The sequence below is a fragment of the Granulicatella adiacens ATCC 49175 genome, from assembly GCF_025150565.1.
In the GTDB taxonomy this organism is placed as follows: domain Bacteria; phylum Bacillota; class Bacilli; order Lactobacillales; family Aerococcaceae; genus Granulicatella; species Granulicatella adiacens.
In genome coordinates this window covers 1,769,305-1,790,278 of sequence record NZ_CP102283.1, presented here as the reverse complement: position 1 = coordinate 1,790,278, position 20,974 = coordinate 1,769,305, and the positions used below count along the sequence as shown (strand labels likewise).

General features: G+C 40.3%; 22 protein-coding genes, 1 other RNA gene and 2 pseudogenes. 23 read left to right on the top strand and 2 right to left on the bottom strand.

Annotation, left to right across the window (positions count from 1 at the left end; genetic code table 11):
- The first annotated feature begins 3 nt into the window (after nucleotides 1-3).
- The 13 genes from tadA (at nucleotide 4) to NQ540_RS08750 (ending at nucleotide 10,257) form a co-directional block, all read left to right on the top strand.
- Nucleotides 4-510 carry a tRNA adenosine(34) deaminase TadA gene (gene tadA / locus NQ540_RS08810; RefSeq protein ID WP_005606331.1) on the top strand — a complete coding sequence of 169 codons (507 nt, stop codon included), beginning with the start codon at nucleotides 4-6 and terminating at the stop codon, nucleotides 508-510.
- A gap of 115 nt (nucleotides 511-625) precedes the next feature.
- Entirely contained in the window at nucleotides 626-892 is a 267-nt protein-coding gene (locus NQ540_RS08805) for a SemiSWEET family transporter (protein ID WP_039848980.1), read from the top strand.
- 189 nt (nucleotides 893-1,081) lie between these two features.
- Nucleotides 1,082-1,627, top strand: coding sequence for a DUF6609 family protein (locus tag NQ540_RS08800; RefSeq protein ID WP_005606327.1), 546 nt, complete (start codon nucleotides 1,082-1,084; stop codon nucleotides 1,625-1,627).
- 217 nt (nucleotides 1,628-1,844) lie between these two features.
- A complete protein-coding gene (locus NQ540_RS08795; RefSeq protein ID WP_005606325.1) occupies nucleotides 1,845-1,970 on the top strand; it encodes a hypothetical protein in 126 nt (41 codons plus the stop codon).
- Nucleotides 1,971-2,627: 657 nt separating this feature from the next.
- Nucleotides 2,628-2,714, top strand: an RNA gene (gene ffs / locus NQ540_RS08790) — signal recognition particle sRNA small type.
- 78 nt (nucleotides 2,715-2,792) lie between these two features.
- The gene (locus NQ540_RS08785; RefSeq protein ID WP_005606322.1) at nucleotides 2,793-4,937 is read left to right on the top strand and encodes a HelD family protein; all 2,145 of its coding nucleotides are present in this window, start codon (nucleotides 2,793-2,795) and stop codon (nucleotides 4,935-4,937) included.
- 61 nt (nucleotides 4,938-4,998) lie between these two features.
- Nucleotides 4,999-6,717 (top strand): DNA polymerase III subunit gamma/tau, encoded by a 1,719-nt coding sequence (dnaX, locus tag NQ540_RS08780; protein ID WP_005606320.1) that lies wholly within the window; start codon nucleotides 4,999-5,001, stop codon nucleotides 6,715-6,717.
- A 28-nt stretch (nucleotides 6,718-6,745) separates the two neighbouring features.
- Nucleotides 6,746-7,063 (top strand): YbaB/EbfC family nucleoid-associated protein, encoded by a 318-nt coding sequence (locus tag NQ540_RS08775; RefSeq protein ID WP_039848979.1) that lies wholly within the window; start codon nucleotides 6,746-6,748, stop codon nucleotides 7,061-7,063.
- Nucleotides 7,064-7,080: 17 nt separating this feature from the next.
- The gene (gene recR, locus NQ540_RS08770; RefSeq protein ID WP_005606316.1) at nucleotides 7,081-7,677 is read left to right on the top strand and encodes a recombination mediator RecR; all 597 of its coding nucleotides are present in this window, start codon (nucleotides 7,081-7,083) and stop codon (nucleotides 7,675-7,677) included.
- Between the two features lie 810 nt (nucleotides 7,678-8,487).
- A complete protein-coding gene (locus NQ540_RS08765; RefSeq protein ID WP_223429362.1) occupies nucleotides 8,488-8,931 on the top strand; it encodes a hypothetical protein in 444 nt (147 codons plus the stop codon).
- An 11-nt stretch (nucleotides 8,932-8,942) separates the two neighbouring features.
- The gene (locus tag NQ540_RS08760) at nucleotides 8,943-9,314 is read left to right on the top strand and encodes a TIGR02328 family protein (protein ID WP_005606314.1); all 372 of its coding nucleotides are present in this window, start codon (nucleotides 8,943-8,945) and stop codon (nucleotides 9,312-9,314) included.
- 1 nt (nucleotide 9,315) lies between these two features.
- Nucleotides 9,316-9,783, top strand: a complete 468-nt coding sequence (locus tag NQ540_RS08755; RefSeq protein ID WP_005606313.1) for a hypothetical protein — start codon at nucleotides 9,316-9,318, stop codon at nucleotides 9,781-9,783.
- A gap of 12 nt (nucleotides 9,784-9,795) precedes the next feature.
- Nucleotides 9,796-10,257, top strand: coding sequence for a hypothetical protein (locus tag NQ540_RS08750; protein ID WP_005606312.1), 462 nt, complete (start codon nucleotides 9,796-9,798; stop codon nucleotides 10,255-10,257).
- 416 nt (nucleotides 10,258-10,673) lie between these two features.
- Here NQ540_RS08750 and NQ540_RS08745 read toward each other — a convergent pair whose 3' ends face one another.
- Nucleotides 10,674-11,891 (bottom strand): alpha/beta hydrolase family protein, encoded by a 1,218-nt coding sequence (locus NQ540_RS08745; RefSeq protein WP_005606311.1) that lies wholly within the window; start codon nucleotides 11,889-11,891, stop codon nucleotides 10,674-10,676.
- 398 nt (nucleotides 11,892-12,289) lie between these two features.
- Between NQ540_RS08745 and NQ540_RS08740 the strand changes: the two genes are divergently transcribed.
- From NQ540_RS08740 to NQ540_RS08725, 4 genes are all read left to right on the top strand, one after another.
- Nucleotides 12,290-12,775 carry a hypothetical protein gene (locus NQ540_RS08740; RefSeq protein WP_005606309.1) on the top strand — a complete coding sequence of 162 codons (486 nt, stop codon included), beginning with the start codon at nucleotides 12,290-12,292 and terminating at the stop codon, nucleotides 12,773-12,775.
- A gap of 17 nt (nucleotides 12,776-12,792) precedes the next feature.
- Entirely contained in the window at nucleotides 12,793-13,272 is a 480-nt protein-coding gene (locus NQ540_RS08735) for a hypothetical protein (protein ID WP_005606307.1), read from the top strand.
- Nucleotides 13,273-13,483: 211 nt separating this feature from the next.
- The gene (locus tag NQ540_RS08730) at nucleotides 13,484-14,257 is read left to right on the top strand and encodes a hypothetical protein (protein WP_156780439.1); all 774 of its coding nucleotides are present in this window, start codon (nucleotides 13,484-13,486) and stop codon (nucleotides 14,255-14,257) included.
- A gap of 113 nt (nucleotides 14,258-14,370) precedes the next feature.
- Complete coding sequence (locus NQ540_RS08725) at nucleotides 14,371-15,357, top strand: hypothetical protein (RefSeq protein ID WP_039848976.1); 987 nt, start codon at nucleotides 14,371-14,373, stop codon at nucleotides 15,355-15,357.
- A 33-nt stretch (nucleotides 15,358-15,390) separates the two neighbouring features.
- On the opposite strand, the gene NQ540_RS08720 is transcribed toward NQ540_RS08725, so the two are convergent.
- Entirely contained in the window at nucleotides 15,391-15,606 is a 216-nt protein-coding gene (locus NQ540_RS08720) for a hypothetical protein (RefSeq protein ID WP_005606301.1), read from the bottom strand.
- A gap of 253 nt (nucleotides 15,607-15,859) precedes the next feature.
- On the opposite strand from NQ540_RS08720, the gene NQ540_RS08715 reads away from it, so the two are divergent.
- The 6 genes and pseudogenes from NQ540_RS08715 (at nucleotide 15,860) to NQ540_RS08690 (ending at nucleotide 20,592) form a co-directional block, all read left to right on the top strand.
- Nucleotides 15,860-16,345, top strand: coding sequence for a hypothetical protein (locus tag NQ540_RS08715; protein WP_005606299.1), 486 nt, complete (start codon nucleotides 15,860-15,862; stop codon nucleotides 16,343-16,345).
- Nucleotides 16,346-16,366: 21 nt separating this feature from the next.
- On the top strand, nucleotides 16,367-17,053 hold the full coding sequence (locus tag NQ540_RS08710) for a YjjG family noncanonical pyrimidine nucleotidase (RefSeq protein ID WP_005606298.1): 687 nt from the start codon (nucleotides 16,367-16,369) through the stop codon (nucleotides 17,051-17,053).
- A gap of 127 nt (nucleotides 17,054-17,180) precedes the next feature.
- Nucleotides 17,181-18,086 carry an alpha/beta hydrolase family protein gene (locus NQ540_RS08705; protein ID WP_005606297.1) on the top strand — a complete coding sequence of 302 codons (906 nt, stop codon included), beginning with the start codon at nucleotides 17,181-17,183 and terminating at the stop codon, nucleotides 18,084-18,086.
- Between the two features lie 191 nt (nucleotides 18,087-18,277).
- Nucleotides 18,278-18,783, top strand: a pseudogene (locus tag NQ540_RS08700) (mobilization protein); the annotation flags it as partial.
- Between the two features lie 151 nt (nucleotides 18,784-18,934).
- Nucleotides 18,935-19,132, top strand: a pseudogene (locus NQ540_RS08695) (CopY/TcrY family copper transport repressor); the annotation flags it as partial.
- Between the two features lie 17 nt (nucleotides 19,133-19,149).
- Nucleotides 19,150-20,592 carry a multicopper oxidase family protein gene (locus tag NQ540_RS08690; protein ID WP_005606293.1) on the top strand — a complete coding sequence of 481 codons (1,443 nt, stop codon included), beginning with the start codon at nucleotides 19,150-19,152 and terminating at the stop codon, nucleotides 20,590-20,592.
- Nucleotides 20,593-20,974: the final 382 nt, after the last annotated feature.

Below are 20,974 nucleotides of genomic sequence, written 5' to 3'. Positions count from 1 at the left end.
AATATGGAACTTCAGGAAAAAGAATTCTTTATGAGGGAAGCGTTGAAGGAAGCGCAGAAAGCTTATGACCAAGAAGAGGTGCCAATCGGGGCGGTTGTCGTCCTGAATGGTGAAATCATCGGTCGTGGCCACAACTTACGCGAGAAGGAACAAGACGCCACCCTTCACGCTGAAATCAAAGCGATTCGCCAGGCAAACCAGCACCTTGGAAGCTGGCGACTCGAAGACTGTGAACTCTTCGTCACATTGGAACCTTGTCCGATGTGCAGTGGAGCGATGATTCTCGCGCGGATGAAGAAAGTGGTATTTGGAGCCTTCGACCCAAAAGCAGGGACGGCTGGTACCTTTATGAATCTGCTCCAAGATAGCCGGTTTAATCATCAAGTCGAAGTGGAACAAGGCATTTTGGAAGATGAATGTAAGGAAATTTTGCAGCAATTCTTCAAAGGTCTTCGTGAACGCAATAAAAAACGAAAACAAGAAGCCAAACAAGCACAGCAATCCGAGTAGGAGCTGTGCTTGTTTTCTCTTAATAAAAACTTAAAGTTGTAACCGATTGAATATGCTTGAAAATTGTTTTCATTTTATATATTATTTTACATAATTTATGAAAGGAGCAGATTGTATGAAATTATCAGAAAAACAAACGCAAGTATTAGGTTGGATTGCGACTTGTATGTCCGTTGCGATGTATGTTGCGTATATCCCTCAAATTATGAACAACTTAGCTGGGAATAAAGGGGACTTCATTCAACCACTCGTTGCCGCATTGAACTGCTCATTATGGGTGTACTATGGACTCTTCAAACCCAACCGTGATATTCCGTTAGCAGCTGCAAACGCACCAGGAATCTTCTTCGGTCTAGCATCTGCTTTAACTGCATTATTTTAATTTCTAAAACCAGGCACAGCTTTACTTATGAGGTTGTGCTGTTTTTTAATTTTCCGCAGTTCCCTCAAAATCAACAGAGCATGAATTTAGTGATTTAAAACAATAAAGTGCGACGTTTGAATTCTCATTTTCACAGGAGTAGAATAGAAAATGTTGTTAAAAGTTTCAAAGTGAACTGGAGGAATATGGATGTCATTTTTAGGTTATAACAAAGGAGAAACATTAGAATTCAACTACAAAAAAGCGTGTGGCTTATGGCTTATTGCGGTCGCATTCGTGATTGCACTCGCGACGGTTGTAGGTGGAGAACAAATCATTAATATGCAGGTCTTCAGCATCGGCTATGTGGTGAGTTTCTTTTCCATCAATCTGAATAAAAAAGTCCTTCATAAGTTTTCGGACGGACCTTCAACGCCTTTCCAACGAAAAGTATCGTTATACTCAGTGATTCTTTTATTCATTTTACTTGTACTCTTAGGAGGACCATTCTTCGAATCAGAAAACTGGAGACTCATCTGGTTAGGTGCACTTCTTGCAACAGGGATCCATTTCTTCCCATACTACTTCGTCCATGGAAAATCAATGATCTTCCTAGGATTGGCATGCGTGATCAATGCAGCGGTCGGATACCTTTCTCCTCAAAGCTCCCTCGTGACCATCGCCTATATCGATGCTTTTATTAAATTAGCCTTTGGACTTTACCTATTCTTCTTATCCAAACCATCCAAAGCATAAATTATTTTAGAGAACAAGCAGCAAATCAATCTGGTTTGCTGTTTTTTATATGGTTGATTTCTTCGGAACACATTACTGCTATTATAGAATTCGCAGTTCCTTTGAAATCGACACAACCATGACTTTAGTCATATAAAGCAATGACAAAAGTGCCTGTTGCAAGGCTCCTTAAAATGCTTTAATAAATATAACGAAAAGCAAGTAAGGAGAGTTCAACATGGAAAAACCAAAACAAAAAGAAAATTCTCAATTAGCCAAACAATTATTTACGCTAGCCATAGTGGTAAACGTGTTAGCCTTAATCCTTCGAATAGGGCTGAAATTATATACAGGCGAATCATGACTAAGTGTATTCGATGGGAATCTGTTGTGGACGTTACTCCCATTGATGTTATTTTTCGATGAAAGAGAAGAAACAAAAAAAGCCAACCATCAGTAAGCACAAGTGAATAAACTAGATAGTTTTTCCTTCGGGAGGGACTATCTTTTTTAGTGTCTCTTTTGCCATCCCTCGGCACGGTTTTATTTTAGAAAACCAAGCAAATTCACTTGAAAAAGAAATGAAAATAGAGAGGCAAAAAACTCCATCGTTTGCGCTAGGGAGCAGCCTATTTATTTCTTCACGTTGATTTCGAAGAAGCTTGCGGATTTTATAATCGTAGTAACGGGGAAGTGCATTAAATGCGAATTAGGAGGTGTAGGAATTCATTCCGTACACCTCCTTTGAGGCTTTAAAGGTGAGAGACTCAAGGAGGCTCGATCCGGTGCCCCGTAACAGCGATTATAAAAATAATCCGCAAGCATTCGAAGAAATCAACCCCCGAAGGGTGTGCTTTTAAGAAGAGAACACTATGTATGGAATACTCCCAGCATTTAACCGCAAAACCGATGGGATAGTTTCATTTGCGCCCTTTATTTAGTAGTTTCCAATAATTTCTTTCTCAAGCGTTATCTGCTTGCTTTTCAAAAAGAAGTTTTGTATAATAATACGTGCCGTTAGGCCATATGGCAATAGCGAACTTATGAATCGAGTCAGGTCCGGAAGGAAGCAGCTATAAGTAATGTTCGCTATGTGCTGTATGTACATAGAAGAAGATTCAGGCTGGACCAGAGGTTCAGCCTGTTTTTATGAGAAAGAATATCCAGTGGAGGGAGAGTGAGTCGCATGAAGAACCAGAATTTCCAAGAAGAAGCTAAACATCTAGAAGGTGTGAAAAAGCTAATGGAAGACAAAATTGCATTCGAAGAAAAACGTCTGCAAGAACGCGACCTGGATATCACTAGACAAGATACAATTCAGTATGGAATCCAGCAATTAGAAAGACAAAAAGAATCTCCGTACTTTGGAAGAATTGACGTTCAATTTGGAAAAGACGAAAAAGTAGAAAAAATGTACATTGGACCAGCGACCTTCTTTGATGAAGAAGATCAAGTGCAAGTGTATGACTGGAGAGCACCCATCGCAAGTTTGTTTTATGAAGGAACCTTAGGAGAGCTCCATTACGAGACTCCAAATGGGGCGCAAAAAGCACAAGCCTTCCTAAAACGCGACATCGTCATCAAAAAAGGAACCTTACAGTCTGTTTATGATATTGAAAATGAAGAATCGCTCTTAATGGAGGCCTTAAGTGCACCGACGAATAAGGATGGGCATTTAGAAGGAATCACCGCAACGATTCAAAAAGAACAAAATGAAATTATCCGTCTGAACCCGAAAGACTGGCTCATCGTGAATGGGTGTGCCGGAAGTGGGAAAACGACGATTTTACTACAACGCATTGCATATTTGATGTATCAAGCCAAAGATAAGCGGATGAGCGATATGTTGCTCCTATCACGCAACCAACTCTTTGCAAAATACGTATCGCATGTGATCCCAAGTTTAACGGGAAGCGAGTTATACCAACAAACACTTGCGCAACATACGATTGAGTTATACCGCAAGATGTACTTGCATAAAACAACGACTTTAAGCCAAGTACCAACGCGTAAAGTGTACTTAACGGATAGTGAGTGGATTGCACTCGTTCATCGCAATCTCCAAGGGCTAACGGCGAAAGACTTACCGTATCGAGCAATCGGGATTAAAGGACAAGCGGTCTTCACGATGAAAGACTACGAAAAACTCACTGAAAATGTGAATGTGACCTTACCATTGCATCAGCAATTAACGCAAATGCAAACCGTCTTAGAGCGTACTTTAAAACGTCGTCTCAATAAATTCTTTATGTCCGAGAAGGCCAAAGCCGTCTACGAGTCTATGAATGCGATGCAAATCGAAGTCTTGATGAAGGATGTTGAGACGAAGAGTGAGGCAGAGTATTTCCAAGTGCTTGGACAAAAAGTTTTCGAAAAAGAAGTGCTTGAAGTGACGCAACAAGTAGAAATGTTCGCATTCGTGGACATCGCCTACTTGGTTCAACAATGGATGCCGCAAGCTAAAGCGCGCCGACAAGAACTAGAGAAGATGGACAATGCGCCAATTCCGTTGAAGAAAATAGAAGGGTCTCGCCTCCAAGTGACGGCAGAAGGGATTCGTCTGTTGCAATATGTGGCGACAAGAGTCACTCCGGTTCGCGATTATGTGGGGTATAGTCATCTCTTTATCGACGAAGTGCAAGATGTGTCCTTATTATGGTTAGGCACCTTATCGAATTTTTATTTCCGTGCGAAATTCACGGTTGTTGGAGACACTTACCAGTCGTTTACGACGTCTTCTACGATTTTCACATTAGGAGCGCGCCATCCAGAACTGGTCGAACTCGTCTTTCCAAATCGGACCTTGATGAATCGCTCACTTGAAATCAGCTATCGTTGTACCGCACAAATTACACGATTTGCCAATGGAATTTTAAAATGGCCACTCGATAAAAATGTATTCCCACGTACGGGAAGCGAAGTAACGCTGTATAGCGATGCAGATGGCATGCAGCTGACGCGCTTGAAAGGCTTATTAGAAGAAAGTCCCAAAGTTTATCACACAACGGCGATTTTATGTCGAACGATGGAAGAAGCAAAAGCCTTACATCAATTGCTAAACGTGGAAGACATTGCGCTTCTAGAAGATAGCAGTGAGTCTCTTGGAAGTCGCTTTGTATTAACGACGATTCAAGTGGCGAAAGGGATGGAGTTTGACGAAGTGATCATTTGGAATGCGACCGATGAAGCGTATCATACCGCAAAAGAACAAATGATGCTGTATACGACTTGTACAAGGGCAAAACACCGTCTATCCCTCATTGTTCCAAAAGGGACAGAAAGTCGCTTTATTCAGACGTTACAGGCGCCGATGAAACGCGTCGAACAGTAGAATTTTTGAAGAATCTATACTAGAATAGAACTGTAAATTTTTAAAAAGGCAGGGAAGTAATATGGCTTATCAAGCATTATATCGAAAATGGCGTCCACAAACGTTCGATGATATGGTCGGGCAGAGTGCGGTGACGCATACGTTAAAAAACGCGATTAGTAATCAAAAAACGAGTCATGCTTACTTATTTACAGGGCCTCGTGGGACAGGAAAAACGAGTGCCGCGAAGGTCTTTGCAAAGGCCATTAACTGTCCAAACCAAAAAAACGGCGAACCTTGTAACGAATGTGAAATCTGTAAAGGCATCACAAACGGAACGATTGGCGATGTGATCGAAATCGATGCGGCCAGCAATAATGGGGTTGAAGAAATCCGTGATATTCGTGACAAGGCGCGTTATGCACCAACGCAAGCCGAATACAAAATTTATATTATCGACGAAGTGCATATGCTCTCAACAGGAGCGTTCAACGCACTCTTAAAAACTTTAGAAGAACCGCCTCAAAAGGTCATCTTCATTCTCGCAACGACGGAACCGCATAAAATTCCAGCGACGATTATTTCTCGGACGCAACGGTTTGACTTTAGACGGATTACGTCCCAAGAAATTATCGACCGATTGGCGTATATCCTAGACCAAGAAGGCATCCCGTACGAAGCAGATGCCCTCAGTGTAGTGGCTAGATGTGCCAACGGGGGAATGCGGGATGCCCTCAGTTTACTCGACCAAATGATTTCATTTGGCGACGGGAAAGTCACGTTTGAAGAAGCGATTCAAGTGTCAGGAAGCCTGACGGATGACTTGATGATTGATTTTGTAGCGGACTTACAAGCGCAAAAGGCAGAAGAAGCGTTGGAAAGCTTACAACAGCTCTTTAAAATGGGGAAAGAAGCAAGCCGATTAGTCGAAGAATGGCTAGAATTTGCCAGAGACCTCCTCGTAGCCAAACAAAGTGGTGAGGCAGTCGGTCGTAGCGAACGCTTCTTGCAGTTTAAAGACGAAGTGGATGCCGCCTTTTTATACCGCTTTGTGGAAGCTTTAAACCAAACGCAACAAGAAATGCGCTTCACGACGAAACCAACGATTTCACTTGAAGTCTTAACGATTAAAATGGCACAACCACAAACAAGTGCTTCGCCTAGAACAATAGAAGCGCCAAGTAGCGAGGAAGTGGAGCAATTGCAACAACAACTCGCGCAGTTAAGACAACAAATGGCTGCATTGATGCAAGGAGGAAACGTTCCTTCTTCGCAACCGGCTCCGCCAAAACCAGTTGCAAAAGCACCAAAAGCAAGCTTCAAGCCGAATGTGTCGGCCGTGAACAAAATTTTGATGGAAGCTACCAAAGAAGACATCGAAAAGGTGCGCGACTTATGGGGCGACTTGCTCAGCTGCTTAACGCCACAACAACGAGCGCTGATGAACCAAGCACAACCGGTTGCTGCAGGGCCAAATGGGTTTGTGATGCAATTTATGTATGAACATATTTGCGGACTGGCCGAGACGACTGTAGGATTCCATGAAGAAGTTCAAGGACATCTCGAACGCCTCGGAGGCTACAGCGGAACCTTTGTTGGAGTCACGAGCGAACAGTGGCAACAAATTCGTTCTGATTTCGTTCTCGAGCGCAAGAAGAATAAAGAAGGCGAAGCGGTCTCTCATGTGACAGAGGCACCTGTTGTGGAAGAGTCGATTTCTGAGGAAGAACAAGAATTTAAACAAAAAGTACAAGATACGATTGAGCTTTTCGGGGAAGAGTTCGTTCAAATTGAAGAATAGAAAAATACGAATTAACGGAGGTACAACCATGCGTGGAATGGGAAATATGCAAGGCATGATGAAACAAATGCAAAAATTGCAAAAACAAATGGCACAAGCACAAGAAGAGTTAAACCAAACAGAATACACTGGAACTTCTCAAAGTGATTTGGTAAAAGTAACGGTAAACGGAAAACGCCAAGTCTTAAACGTGGAAATCAAACCAGAAGCAGTTGATCCAGAGGATGTAGAATTATTACAAGACTTAGTGTTAATGGCGACAAACGATGCGTTAACGCAAGCAGAAAAAGCCAACGACCAAACAATGGGTCAATTCACTAAAGGATTAAACATCCCAGGATTTTAATCAATGGAGGTTGGAGCATGCATTATCCAGAACCGATTGCACGATTGATGGATAGCTTTATGAAGCTACCGGGGATTGGTGCGAAGACGGCTGCACGACTTGCCTTCTTCTGCATGGATATGCGTGAAGAAGACGTCTTAAACTTTGCAAATTCTCTCATTAGCTGCAAGCGTGACTTACGAATGTGTTCGGTTTGTGGCAATGTGACGCAAGAGGATCCGTGCGAGATTTGTGCGGATACAACGCGCGACCGTACGAAAATTCTCGTGGTGGAAGATGCCCGAGATGTGATGAGTATGGAGCGGATGAAGGAATATAAAGGGCTCTATCATGTGCTTCACGGGGTATTGTCTCCGATGGAAGGGACGGGGCCGGATGATATTAATATTACGTCGCTGATTACGAGGTTGCAGGACCCGGAAATCCAAGAGGTTATAATCGCCACCAACGCGACAGCGGAAGGTGAAGCGACTGCCATGTACTTGTCCCGTCTTATCAAGCCAGCGGGCATCAAAGTAACGCGTCTGGCTCATGGGCTAGCGGTCGGCAGCGACATCGAATACGCAGACGAAATGACTCTCTTCCGCGCCATCGAAGGACGAAGAGAACTATAATAAAATCTATTGATTCGATGAAAATGAAGGTTAAGACGTTGTCTTAAATCGCCCTCGGGGGACATCTTCATAGTGATGATAGTAAAGGCATCGGATTGAGCCTAGGTCTCAATCCTACCGAGCTTCAAAGAGGGTGCTAGGAATAAATTCCTGGCGCCCTCTAATTCACATCGGTTGCTTTTTCTTTACTATTCTCACTATAGAGTCCCCGAGGGCTTTTTTAAGCCAACGATACGGCTTTGAATCAATAGATTTTATTTTACCTTCGATGAGGCGGGAGAGTGCGTTTCGATGGGGTGCGGGGCTAGGATGAGCCAGGCTGGTTACTTCTCTGAGTTTGTGAAGGGGACAGGCGTGGCAGAGCTTGCCTTCCGGTCTTTGGAAGGGAGAAACGCGAATGTCTTAAATCGCCCTCTAATTCACATCGGTTACTGTTCGCTATTGTTGTTACTATAGAATCCGAGGAGGGGTCGTTTCCAATCGCGCAGTGTCAACCTGTTTTATTTTTTCCTTCGATGAGGCGGGAGAGTGCGTTTTGATGGGGTTCGGGGCTAGGATGAGCAGGGTGTTCCTTTTGTGCTTGATGAGGGGACGGGGCATGGCAGAGCTTGCCTTCCGGTCTTGGGAAGGGAAACAATGCGGTGTGGTGGTTTTAGAGGGAGATGGGTGCTGGAAAGTTTGCTGCGGAAGGGTGTTTTTCTTAATCATCCGATAAATTCATGGGGGTGTAGGCGAAGTGGGGGCGGAGATGATATAATTGGGAAATAAAGTAAAAAGGCATGTTCCAGGAAGGGGAAGGCAGTGAATCAGTTGTTTAGAAGTTTTCTGTCGAAGAAGACGGTCAGTCGTTTTCGTGAAATCGTTGAGTTTTTAGCTGAAAAGGCAGAGTTGACAGAGGAGGTTCCGGCTAAAGTGGAACGAAATCCTGTTGTGCCAACGGTTGTCGTGCTGGCACTTGCCATTATTTTCTATCGGAGTTCGTTTACGTGGGTTCCGTTTCAGACATTGTTGGAACAGTTTGGATGGTTTTCTATCGGGATTCCCGCTCTCTTTATGGGGCTCTGTGTATTCTTGGTCTTATTTTTAGATCAATTATGGATTCAAAAGGATTTAAAACGAGAATTAAAAAACTTAGTGACTTTTGCTGAGCAGGTGGTCGCTCGCTTGAAGGAAGAGGGGCGCACGGAACTGGCAGAGGATATCGAAGATGTAGAAGTCCTGATGGCGGACTATAAGGACCGATTTGGATTTTAGGAGGAAGATGGATGAGATTATGGCATGAAGACTTGATTGGAAAGCTTCCGCGTCCGCAACTCTTGGGGCAACACCGTGAATGTTGTGCCCTTAGAGGAAATGGATGGGGCAAGAAGCACGCAACGGTGGACTATGTGTTTACTTATAGCCCGTATGTGCTTTATCAGTACCATACGTTGATTATGGATGAAATGGAGCGCCGTGGGTATAATGTGACCCCTCTATGGAAAGAGGCGTCGTACCGGGGAAAAGTGTGTCCGCCGTATACCGAAGTTGTGACGTGTGAGTGGAAGAGTCCGTTATACAAAGAGCATGATGATGCGTATTACAAAGAATGTGTGGAGAATTTGGCACAAAAAGGAATCGCTCTAGGAGGAGAATAGTATGTTTAAATTTCTATTTAAAGACGTTGCGACGAGAAAAATGTTAGTGAACTTCCGTGAGTTGACAAGCTACTTAATGAAAGAGGCGGGAATGGATGATGAACTACCGGGACTAGTCGACAAAATAGCATTCATCAAAATGATTGCGGGCATGTTTTTATTCATCCTAGTGATGCGTACAGGGATTTTTGGGCTACCCGTTAAGTATTTTCTTGGTAAGTTCGCCCAAGAAAATAGTGTGGTTTTTCTAATCTTCCCATTTATTTCTTTATCCTTATTTTTGGTATTCTTTTTTCTTCTGTACCGAATCTGGTCTAAAAAAGTACTGACACGTAAACTTGGCGAACTGATACCCTTTGCGGAACGTGCGATTGCATCGCTCAAAGTAGCTGGACGCGACGACTTAGAAGAGGATATCGAAGACGCAGAATTTCTGATTGAGGATTATAAGGACCGATTTGGATTTTAGGAGGAGAAGAAGATGAAGTTTTCGTTTCATAATCGCATTACGAATCAACAGTTAGCGCAGTTTCGTTATTTGACTGACATATTGACGCAAGAAGCAGGTGTCACACAGGCGAAACCAAAGCGTGCAGAACAAAAACTGGCTACGATTGGATTTATTACGGGGTTTCTAGGCTATTTCTTTATCAAGACCGAAATCTTCAAAGCACCGACAATGGCCCTCGTCGCTCGTGTAGCACAGGAGCCGGGATTTGTCTCCATCTCGCTTTTAGTCTTGTTTTTTGCCGTTCCACTCTTCTTCCTTTGGTGCCTACTTCTTTTTCTAAAGCAAAAATTTTATGAAAAAGAAATCAGTGGACTCATCGTGCTGGCCAAGAAGAGCATGGCGATTTTAAAAGAAACTAACCGCATAGATATGGACGATGACATCGAAGACGCGGAGTTTCTTATCGCAAACTATGAAAAGAACAGCTTATGAAGGTATGAAATTCATTGATAGGATGGATTTGTAAAGGGAGTTTGTTTACATACTTGGGCGAAGAGTATTTGAATGTAATTGAAAAATACCTTCAACAAACCATCAGATTGAAGGTAATGAACATGCAAGCGCCAGAGTTAGGATTAGGAATCATAGAGGTCTAAACATAGAGAGATAAATAAAAACGGCTTTCTTGTAAGTGCATGTAGCACCACAAGAAAGCCGTTTTTTGCGACGAAACTATAAAAGGTAATTTTGATGAACGGAAGTATGCAAAGATAAACAAAAGACTTTAGTTTTCTGTTTATCTGCTTAGCCTAAGATGAATCAAATAGCGTAACTACTCAATCAAAAGGATGTTACAGCTACTCAAACATTATTGTTAGGAGGACTATAATCAGGATTATAAATCTAATTTATCCCTTCTGATTCCATTCAAATAAGGTGTCCAACCAATCAAAAACGACATTATGAGCGAGTCTCAAATTGTTGACTTGGCAATGAGCATCCGCACCACTTTCCGCTTCAAAAATTTGAAGTTTAGTTTGCGGATTTTTAGACTTAAGTGCTTCGAAAATCACTCTGGTTTGGTGTTGTAATTCGGCGCCTTCACCCTCTCCCATGATAAATAGGCAAGGACACTGAATTTTTTGATAGTCCACAACCTTTGCACGCTTAAACACTTCATTAATAGCACTCTTAAAATCAGAAGTACCAAACTGCCAAGCATATTTTTTAAGATTTAAATCCGCAGCCTCATTCAGACTTCCAGCTAACTTTAAAAGGACATTCATTAACCAACTTGGAGTTTTTAGGCCTGCCCCAAATTCTTTTCTAAAGATTTCCGAAACGTCATAAATAGGAGTGCTTGCAATCCATGCATGGATTCTTGTATCTTCTTCGACAGCTTGTGCGGTAAAATATCCCCCTCCGCTAACTCCATAAATGGCTAGATGATTCAGCTGAGGATTTCTTCCTTCTAACCAGTCTATGCACTGTGAAATTGGAATAGAGGCATTTACATCAAAGGTTAAACCTCTGCCAGGGTTGGACCCTTGACCAGGTAGATCAACCATTAAAACATTGTAACTTCGCATCCAACCTGGATAGCCAGCAAAGTAAAATAAATCTTCACGATAGGTATCTCCACCACCAATCATAATCAATGTTGGACAATGATTACCACTGTGAAGATAATAGCCCGGCAAATAGGAATCTTGATAAGGAATCGATAATTCTTCGACTGGGGCTCCTAGTGATTGAATGGCGTTAGAAAACGCCGTCTCCATTTTATGAACGGTAGGCAAATACTCGTCAGAAAAAGGATTGATAAACTGAATTGCTGAACGAAGGGAATAGGTCTGTGCTAGATAATATTGTGCCTTTGTTTGCTCACTCAAACCCGAATGACTTACTTTTTGTTCAAGATAGTTTCCATGCGATAAAAAAACACTTTTCCAGTTATCAGGTTTTGGTGATTTGCCCAACTCTTGGGCAAGATAATAAAGTTCTCCGTGAGAAAAACCAAAAACTTCTCCTATACCTAACAACCAATTAAAGAAAAAATCCGTATCCCCATTTTTGAAAAATATTCGAGTAGATTGCCTTTTTAAAATAACTTCATTTTCTTTCATAACGCGCCTCTTATATTTAGGATATTTCTGTTTTTTATCATACCATATCGATAAATCTTTAACACATTTAAATGTTCGAAGATTGATTTAAGCTTTATTTACAAAGGTTTTTAACTATCTTGTCATATTCATTTTTCCTATGTTTATGGTACAATATAAGCAATTCTCGTTATCAATAGATGATAGAATTATTTAATGAGGAAAGTACATAATGTATGCTTCGGAGCTACAACGTCAAAACGTTACGGCTCCACCTTAAATAAAGAATTTACTATATTGAAAATGTTAGAGAAAAAATTAAAAGAAACCAACCGCACAAATATGACAAGCGACATTGAAGACGCAGAGTTTCTTATTGAGGATTATAAGAAGATATTCGAATTTTAGGGAGATACGAAATGAAATTATTTAGAAAAGGGATCAGACAAAGACGATTAACGCGGATGCGGGAATTGCTTACAGCGGTGATGATGCAAAATAATAGTGAGAATGAGTTGCCGCAGGATGGAAGAATCTCTAGAGGCCTCGTTCTTGCACTAGAATTTATCTTAGTAGGTTCGCTACTTATGAATCCAGACATCTTTGAGTCGGGAGGAGCTTTTATTCTGATGGGGCTTTTTTTCCCGCCGTTTTTACTTTTTGGGATTTTACTAGGGATGGGCACGCTACTCCTCATTATAGGGGTCATTTATTTGGTTCATTATTTCAGGGTAGAGTCCTATTATCAAGAGTTTGGAATGTTAACTGAACTCGCCGAGGAAGAGATTTCTGTATACAAAGAAGATCCGCTGATTCCAATGAGTAAAGAAGCGGAAAGACTACTGTACTACATGGAAGAGTTGAAGTTAGAAACAGAAGTAACCAATGACAAGGGAAGTAAATAAATTTTGGGGAATAAAAGATGAAAAGAAGATTTGAAGAGGGAAGAATTGATAGACTACAACAATTGGTCAATGAAGTTGCGGCTTTATCTGGTATGGAAGAAGAGACGATTGAAGTGCGACCGTATAGATATATTCCAAAGATACTTTTTAACATTTTAATGATTGTCGAAATCTATAATATATGGTCATTAAATTATAAAATAAGAGGATTCTTTCATTTCGTGCAAGTTTGGTATGAAGGAAATCAATACGCTGTGAAGTATGCTCTGGAATATGTTCAACATGAACCTTATATTATCGTAGTTCTTCCAATAGTGATGCTCTTTTTATATTTCTTGCAACTGCACCTTCAAAAACAAGATGTGAGAGAAGTGATTGCAAGAGCGGATGAAGAGCTCGCGAAATGGGAACACACTCCATCTGCAGAGATTCCGCATTCTGTAAAAGCATTAAAATATCATTTAGAGGAGTTACGATTAGACTACGATTTGTCTTAGAAACCTGTAAAAGGAATCTTTTTAAAAAAGGATAAATTTTAGAATGGAGGAACACCGAGAGATGCCCAAGTCTTACTACAACCTATCTGAAGACCAGCTTAGTCGATTAAGGGACCTATTGAAGAAGGTTTCTCTAGAGAATAGTCAGGTACAATCATTGCCGCGTTCATTGAGAAAAATGAGAGAGGGTCTTTTTCTTGGCAAGTTGATAATGATTGGCATTCTTTGCATCACTGCTTTTCCGCTAGTAGCACTAACTTTTGTAGTGGTTTTATTACTAGGAAATATAGAGGGGGTAAGGTATATACTATTCACTAATCTAATGGCATGGCCAATCGTATTGATCTGCTGGGTGTTTCCTCTTTTGGTACTTATTTTTAGCAACAGATTTATTCGATTTTCTAAGCAAAGAGAAACTGATAGATTAATGAATGCTGCAAATATTATTATTAATGGATCAAAAAATATACCTCAAGATTCTCTTCCGCAGGAGATTGTAACTTTAAAATATTTTATGAGTGTTATGAAAAAGGGTACAGAATTTAATCAAAATGAAAAACAAAGAGAAGATTTCAGAATCCATCGATTAAAACAGCTTTTACGAAAGATAAACCCAAAAAGAACAGACATACCGGAATCGAAATGGGGAACTCCACAACTTGTTCAAAAATGGATAGTGATAGCAGATGTTATTTTTTGCTTAGTTCTATGGCATCATTTGATATTTAGAGCGTCTGCATCTTTTACCCTCGAAAAGGGAATTATTATACTCATTATACTTCTTCTAGGAATGATCATTAGTTATAAATTACTCCTTCAGTTCCAAAAGAAGAAAGCACAACAAGAGTTTGAGGAATTATTAAAACTTGCGGATGAGGATGCGAAAAGAATCAAGGAACAACAGTTAGAACTCTCAGAAGAGTTGATTCAAGAGTTGGATGATTGTGTGTATGAATTAAGCCAAGCATACGGAATGACGGTTTAAAAACATTAAGCAGAGGCAAAAATTGAGGGATCTCTTAAAGGGATTAGAAGAGAATATGACATAGATGGATTTATGTGATGAAAAGAAATAAACAGTCGGATTTAGGGGGATCTATGAATAAGAAAAAACGGATTGAAGAAATTCAGCTGGCGCAACTAAGAGAATTTCTAATGGCAGCGATTCGAGAACGTTCAGGGGAAGTGGTTGCACTTCCTAGTGCTTCAGTAATGCCAATTATCTTAAAAAACATTTTAAAAATATTCTTGATAATATTAACTGCATTCATCTTCCTGTTTTCTTTACCAGGTTTTGAATTTTTGTTTCAGAGGTTGGTTACACATCCTTTAGAATTTTTAAAGGATCAAATTGAGTTTAATCCGTTCTTTAGAATATATGTATTTATTTTTATCGTTGGAGTTGGACTTTCTCTATGGGAACGTATGGCTTTTAAAGAAGAGCAGGCACATATTTTACGTAGAGCAAAAGAAGAAGTCTTGGAATGGCAAAACTTCACCGACGAAGAACTTCCAAACAGTGTGAAAGCATTAAAGCAGTATTTGTCTGGAAATGATGATGCGTTCAACATCGAAGAGTCACGTGAACCGGGTATAAAGTCATTATTACGATTATTTCATAGAAACGTTTCACAAGAAGATATTTCTCAACTACGACAACAGCTTGTGACCATTTTATCCAAACGACAGCAAGACGCCACAAAGTTGCCAAAAGGTGTGCCATGCTTTCTGATTAGTATCATTCATAATATAGTGCTGTTCGGTTGTTTGGTTGTCACTCTTCCAATAATAGGGTTATTCACTAAATCATACTATGATGCCATGATTGTGCTTGCTTTCTTTGGGCTTCCAATCGGCATGCTATGGGTGTTATATTTTGGGATCTCTTCTAGCGTTCATGAATATCGAAGAAGCGCTTTTACTAAACTAATAGAGATCGCTCGAGCAGAAATTGCACTGTATAAGAATGTTGCTGTGGAGGATGTTCCGGGAGAAATCAAGCAGCTTCAAAGATTGATGCAAGTGTTAGAGTCGAAATATTATATCCTGGGAGAGAACTTAGGATGGAAGAAAACCGAGAAATAATCAAGTCTTACTACAGACTTTCTGAAGACCAACTTAGTCGATTGAAGTTCCTCTAGAAAGAGTAGTCATAGAAGAGAATTTAAATATAACCGTTCCGTATACGGATGCAAAGATACGAAAAGTAGCCTCGATGTTGTTGACGTTCTTTGCAATCATTTTATCGTTGACGGGGTTTGGAACCGTCCTGTTATCCGTGGCTGCGATTATTATGCCACCTTTACTGTATTTTGCCTTTTTGATGATTGCCACTCTTTATTTATGGCTCATCTGGAGGATTCCCATTTTAGGAATTTTTTTGCAACGGCGCTATACACACGTAACCGGCTCTTTATCCAAAAAGACATCCGCGCACTCTTGCCGGTTGCCGAAGAAGCACTGAAGGCATTTCACGGAAACGAGAACGACTACGTCAAACACGCTCAGTTCCTCGTTAAAAAATACAAAACTTATGGGTTATAAGGCTACTTTAAAATAAAGAGATTTAAAAACAGAAGGAGTAAGAATGAAGAAGAAAGTCACACAAGAAACAGCCAACCGACTCCGAGAATTATTGGAAAAGGTGATTTCTGAAAGAGAAGATGCAGCACCTTTACCGAAAGATCATCAAATAGCGCGTATACTATGGCCCGTATTCGCTCTTTGTTTTGCAGGTGTCTATTTACAAAATACATACTTCTTTTTGTTGATAGGGAGTGAATTGGAATTCATTCCTAAACTGGGTGTTGGGAGAGTGATCGAAGCCTTAGTAATCATCACGAACTACTATTTCTTGTTATGGAGTGTTCCTTTTATCGTTCTAGGAGCTGTCTTTTTCTGGAGACGTCATTCTTTCAAGAAGGAATTCAATGCTTTAGTGGAACGGGCAAAGGAAGAAATCACTCTCGGGAAAAAGAAACCACTCGAGACAAATCGCACCCTTGTAAAAGGACTAGAAGGCTTTTTAAAAACATTGCAAACGGAATATCAGTTTGAACAAAGAATAAGGTAACAATGTAAAGGGGTTAGGTAGATGATCTACAAAACATTATTGTTTGATTTGGATTCGACGGTTTGGGATTTTCATTCGGCGGAGAATTACGCGCTGACGAAATTGCTGGAGAATCAAGGGGTCAGTGAGATAGAGAAGTATATTGAGGTGTACATTCCGATGAATCGTGCGATGTGGCGCTCGCTGGAGAAAAACGAAATCACCCGTGAAGAGTTAGTGGGGACGCGTTTTGCCAAGTTATTCGACCATTTCGGTTTGGAAAAAGATGGCCACGAATTAGCATCCGAATATGAGGCCATCCTCTCCACGCAAGGGCAAACGATCGATGGTGCGGAGGAAATGCTACATACGCTTACCAAGGCGGGATATGAACTCTACGCAGCTACGAATGGCATCACGACGATTCAAAAGGGTCGCTTGGAGCATTCTCCGGTTACGAAGTATTTCAAAAAAGTATTTATCTCGGAAGAATTAAAAGTCGCAAAACCAAGTCCGCTCTTTTTCGAACGAGTGGCAAAAGACATCCCGGATTTCGACAAAGAGACAGCGGTGATGATTGGGGATTCGCTCACAGCCGATATCCAAGGCGGGATTAATGCGGGAATCGACACGATTTGGATGAACCTAGCGCGTAAGGAGAACCGAACGGCGGTAAAACCAACCGTGGAAGTCCGTAGCTACGCGGAATTATTAGAATTTTTAGTATAAATGAAAACGACTGCGGGAATGTCTTGCGGTCGTTTTTTGCAAACAGAACAGTTGAGCTTTCAAGGGGAAGCGGGTAGACTACTAAAAAGGGCAAAGACCCTCTACCAGAAAAGAAAGATGGAATTCGATGAAACAACGATTGAAATTACTAGGAACACTATTTGCGGTACTCCTACTAGGAGCATGCGGACTACTGACAGAAAACACGGAGGCTCCTACGACAACAACCGTTCAAGAGACCACGCAAGCCCTGCGCGTGGAAGTGAAAGCAGACGGTACCTATACCGTGAAGGAATACACCTTTGTTAGTAACGGGAAGAAACTCTATGCCAGAGCGTACATTCCATATGTTCAAGGACAAGTTCCTTTAGTGGTCTATAGCCATGGACTCGGAGCCAGCGTGGAGCACGATGAAGAAGTACAGAAAACCTTGGCGAAGTCCGGGGTGGCGGTGTTCAGCTTTGAATTTGCCGGTGGATCTTCTTCCTCCTCTCCAAAAAGCGAGGGGGCCACGACGGAAATGTCTGTTCTAACCGAAGTGCAAAACTTGCGAGATGCCTTGCAATTTGCAAGTTCCCTCCCGTTTGTCAATACGGACCGACTCTATTTAATGGGAAGCAGTCAAGGCGGATTCGTCTCGGCACTCTTGGCGCAAGAGGCGGCAAATTTAGCGGGAGTCTTCTTGCTCTATCCAGCGTTCTCCTTACCAGACGATATCAGAAGTACCTTCGCGAGCCTAGACGCAGCCCCTGAAACGTTTAATCTTCTAGGGACAAAAATTAGCAAGAAATACTTAGCCGACGTCTATCCAATCGACGCGTATGAGGGACTGGGCAAGATTAGTTCACCCGTCCATATTTATCACGGCGCGGATGACTTTATCGTGCCCATCACTGCTTCCAAAAAAGCGGTGAAAACCCTCAAGGACGCACGATTAACCACCCTAGACGAAACCGGACACTCCCTCACAGCAGAGCAACAAGCACAAATTGGACTAGAAATTGCCGATGAGATTTTTAATGGGATGAAGTAAAAGCGACATAGAAAATTAAATACAACAAACAGGAGAAACCAGGGCGAGGGCTCTGGTTTTTTGTATAGTTTCAATCAAAAACCACCGGCTAAGTGAAGTGCACCCCAAAAGTTAGATTTTGTGTCTAACTTTTGGGGTGCACTTCAATTCAACTTGGAGGTGTTTTTATTTAATTCTCATTTACGGGGTTCAGTGCCAAAGGTTATGAAGTTTGGGCAAGAAAACATAATATCAAAACAATGGCAGATTCAATAATTAAATTAAGAAAACAAGGCATTAATTCCATTACCCAGCTCGATGATCTAATCAAAAAATCTGCCGATGATAGACAAGATTTGTTACATAAAATAAAGAACATTGAAACTAAAATGAAGAGTTTATCTCAAGATATGGAAAATATAAATACTATAAATAAGTATCGTGAAATCTATAAATACCACAAGAGAAATCCTGAAGATGAACAATTTGCAGAGGAGTATTATAGCGAACTTTCCGTATATAAAATTGCCACTAAAGAAATTTTAGAAAACTATAAAAAGCTACCAAAAACAAAAGAAATACTATCAAAACTCGATAAATTGCAAGAAAAAAGAACACCCTTATGCAAGAGTATTCTTTGAATAAAGAACAATTTTCTGACCTTGTTCAGTATAGGAAAAACTATGAAAATTATTATGGGATAGAAGTGGAGAGATAAAAAGCTATAAGCGTTGCTTATATTTATTAAAAAGACTTGACACAATTCGTTTACAATAGTAAACTTGCTTTGAACATAGTTGTTCACATCTGTAAACAACTAGGTGGAAAGAAGAATGAGCACAATACAATTTAATACTTATATCACAGATGCAGAAGATATTTTTAACCGTATTTGCAATAAGAAAGTTGGAAATGTAATAGGAAGTATCATTGAAGATCATGTTTTAAGCTTCGATGATATAGATCGACTAGAGAAAATATTAGAGATAAAAAAATCTTTCGCAGTAGAAGAAGTGGCTTGCAATTGTCCAGAAGGACAATGCGAGTGTCATTTACATCATCATTAACATAAGAAGGAATAAAAATGAGTAAGAATAAACATATGTTATTAGGTATTGGACTTACAGTCGTATTAACTGCAGTTGGATATATTACATTTTTAGAACCAATGATTAGTTATTTTAAAATAAACCAGAGTGCAGTTAATATAGATATTCAAACAAGTAAAACAAAAAGTACGCTTCCTATACCACCACTATTAGAGGATAAAAATCCAGATCCTAATATTGCGGATTTTACTTTAGAACCTCAAGAAGGAGAAACTTCATTTTTACCAAATACCAAGACACGAACTATGGGTTACAACGGAAGCTTCTTAGGCCCTGTCATCAGAGTAAGTAAAGGTGAGCAAGTAAATATGCACGTAAATAACAAGCTCAAAGAAGCAACTACAGTTCACTGGCATGGACTAGAGGTAGAAGGAGAAAAGGATGGGGGCCCTCATCAAGGAATTGAACCAGGAACAACTTGGGGGCCTAGTTTTACAGTAAATCAACAGGCTGCAACATTGTGGTATCATCCGCACTTTGGAGGAAATACTGCTACCCAAGTTTATAAAGGTTTAGCAGGACTATTCTATGTGGATGATGAAGTATCAAAAAGCTTAAATATTCCTAAGGAATATGGAGTAAATGATATACCTTTAGTAATTCAAGATAGAAGCTTTGGCAAGGACGGGAGTTTTATTTATAATACAAATATGATGGATGGAGCAACAGGGGATACTATCATAGTTAACGGAGCTATTAAACCTAATTTAGAGGTTAATAGAGTCAAGATGAGATTTAGAATAGTTAATGGTGCTAATGCAAGTAACTTTAATTTGAAGTTAGATAATAGAGATGGATTCTATCAAATAGCATCTGATGGTGGATTTTTAGAAAAACCGGTTAGCAAGAGAAATATAATGTTATCACCTGGGGAAAGAGCAGAGATAATAGTGGACTTTTCAAAGTATGAAAAGGGAACGCAGCTATCACTTATGAGTAATAAGGAAGCCATTATGACCTTTAATGTTAAAGGCGATGGGAAAGATGATACTGAAGTACCTAGCACTTTAACGAATATAGAAAGAATGTCAGAAGCACAAGCTACTAAGATAAGAAGCTTTGAGCTTCAAGGTATGGGTCACATGGTATCAATAAACGGTAAAAAGTTTGATATGAATAGAATTGATGAAACAGTGAAGCTTGGAGATACAGAGATTTGGGAAATTACAAACCCAGGATCTATGATGCATGAAATGGGGCACCCATTCCATATTCATGGCACACAGGTTCAAATTCTATCAAGAAACGGTAATGCGCCTTCTCCAGAGGAGAGCGGATGGAAAGATACTGTATATATTGAGCCTAACGAAAAAGTAAGACTTATAGTTAAGTTTAATAAGAAGGGTACTTATATGTACCACTGTCACATTCTTGAACATGAAGAAGCAGGTATGATGGGACAAATTAAAGTAGAATAATAAATAATATTTTATATCTTCATAATGCTCCCACAATTTAAGTGTAAGATTCTAATATAGAAATTACGAGGAGAGGATAAGGATATGAGAATATTAAAAATGTTGTTCAGTAAAAAATTTAAAGAAGAATATTCAAAAAAATTCAGTCTGTATTTTACCAGTTTGATAGAGATTAACGAACGATTGTTTGAAATCCTCGTCGTAACGTTTAAAACCTGACATAAAAATCCTTTCATTTTGTGTCTTAATAGACAGATTATAACACACAATTTTCTGTCCACTTTTATAGTATAGTATAGCTCCAGTTTCGACTCCTCTCAAAATTTCAGACACATACTGCGCGGTAAGTGTCTAGAGTTTTGAGAAATAAGAAAAATACTCA

What these genes read in the sequence shown, in the direction of transcription:
- tadA (WP_005606331.1), top strand. Translation starts at nt 4, where the DNA reads ATGGAACTTCAGGAAAAAGAATTCTTTATGAGGGAAGCGTTGAAGGAA.
- NQ540_RS08805 (WP_039848980.1), top strand. Translation starts at nt 626, where the DNA reads ATGAAATTATCAGAAAAACAAACGCAAGTATTAGGTTGGATTGCGACT.
- NQ540_RS08800 (WP_005606327.1), top strand. Translation starts at nt 1,082, where the DNA reads ATGTCATTTTTAGGTTATAACAAAGGAGAAACATTAGAATTCAACTAC.
- NQ540_RS08795 (WP_005606325.1), top strand. Translation starts at nt 1,845, where the DNA reads ATGGAAAAACCAAAACAAAAAGAAAATTCTCAATTAGCCAAACAATTA.
- NQ540_RS08785 (WP_005606322.1), top strand. Translation starts at nt 2,793, where the DNA reads ATGAAGAACCAGAATTTCCAAGAAGAAGCTAAACATCTAGAAGGTGTG.
- dnaX (WP_005606320.1), top strand. Translation starts at nt 4,999, where the DNA reads ATGGCTTATCAAGCATTATATCGAAAATGGCGTCCACAAACGTTCGAT.
- NQ540_RS08775 (WP_039848979.1), top strand. Translation starts at nt 6,746, where the DNA reads ATGCGTGGAATGGGAAATATGCAAGGCATGATGAAACAAATGCAAAAA.
- recR (WP_005606316.1), top strand. Translation starts at nt 7,081, where the DNA reads ATGCATTATCCAGAACCGATTGCACGATTGATGGATAGCTTTATGAAG.
- NQ540_RS08760 (WP_005606314.1), top strand. Translation starts at nt 8,943, where the DNA reads ATGAGATTATGGCATGAAGACTTGATTGGAAAGCTTCCGCGTCCGCAA.
- NQ540_RS08755 (WP_005606313.1), top strand. Translation starts at nt 9,316, where the DNA reads ATGTTTAAATTTCTATTTAAAGACGTTGCGACGAGAAAAATGTTAGTG.
- NQ540_RS08750 (WP_005606312.1), top strand. Translation starts at nt 9,796, where the DNA reads ATGAAGTTTTCGTTTCATAATCGCATTACGAATCAACAGTTAGCGCAG.
- NQ540_RS08745 (WP_005606311.1), bottom strand. Translation starts at nt 11,891, where the DNA reads ATGAAAGAAAATGAAGTTATTTTAAAAAGGCAATCTACTCGAATATTT.
- NQ540_RS08740 (WP_005606309.1), top strand. Translation starts at nt 12,290, where the DNA reads ATGAAATTATTTAGAAAAGGGATCAGACAAAGACGATTAACGCGGATG.
- NQ540_RS08735 (WP_005606307.1), top strand. Translation starts at nt 12,793, where the DNA reads ATGAAAAGAAGATTTGAAGAGGGAAGAATTGATAGACTACAACAATTG.
- NQ540_RS08730 (WP_156780439.1), top strand. Translation starts at nt 13,484, where the DNA reads ATGATTGGCATTCTTTGCATCACTGCTTTTCCGCTAGTAGCACTAACT.
- NQ540_RS08725 (WP_039848976.1), top strand. Translation starts at nt 14,371, where the DNA reads ATGAATAAGAAAAAACGGATTGAAGAAATTCAGCTGGCGCAACTAAGA.
- NQ540_RS08715 (WP_005606299.1), top strand. Translation starts at nt 15,860, where the DNA reads ATGAAGAAGAAAGTCACACAAGAAACAGCCAACCGACTCCGAGAATTA.
- NQ540_RS08710 (WP_005606298.1), top strand. Translation starts at nt 16,367, where the DNA reads ATGATCTACAAAACATTATTGTTTGATTTGGATTCGACGGTTTGGGAT.
- NQ540_RS08705 (WP_005606297.1), top strand. Translation starts at nt 17,181, where the DNA reads ATGAAACAACGATTGAAATTACTAGGAACACTATTTGCGGTACTCCTA.
- NQ540_RS08690 (WP_005606293.1), top strand. Translation starts at nt 19,150, where the DNA reads ATGAGTAAGAATAAACATATGTTATTAGGTATTGGACTTACAGTCGTA.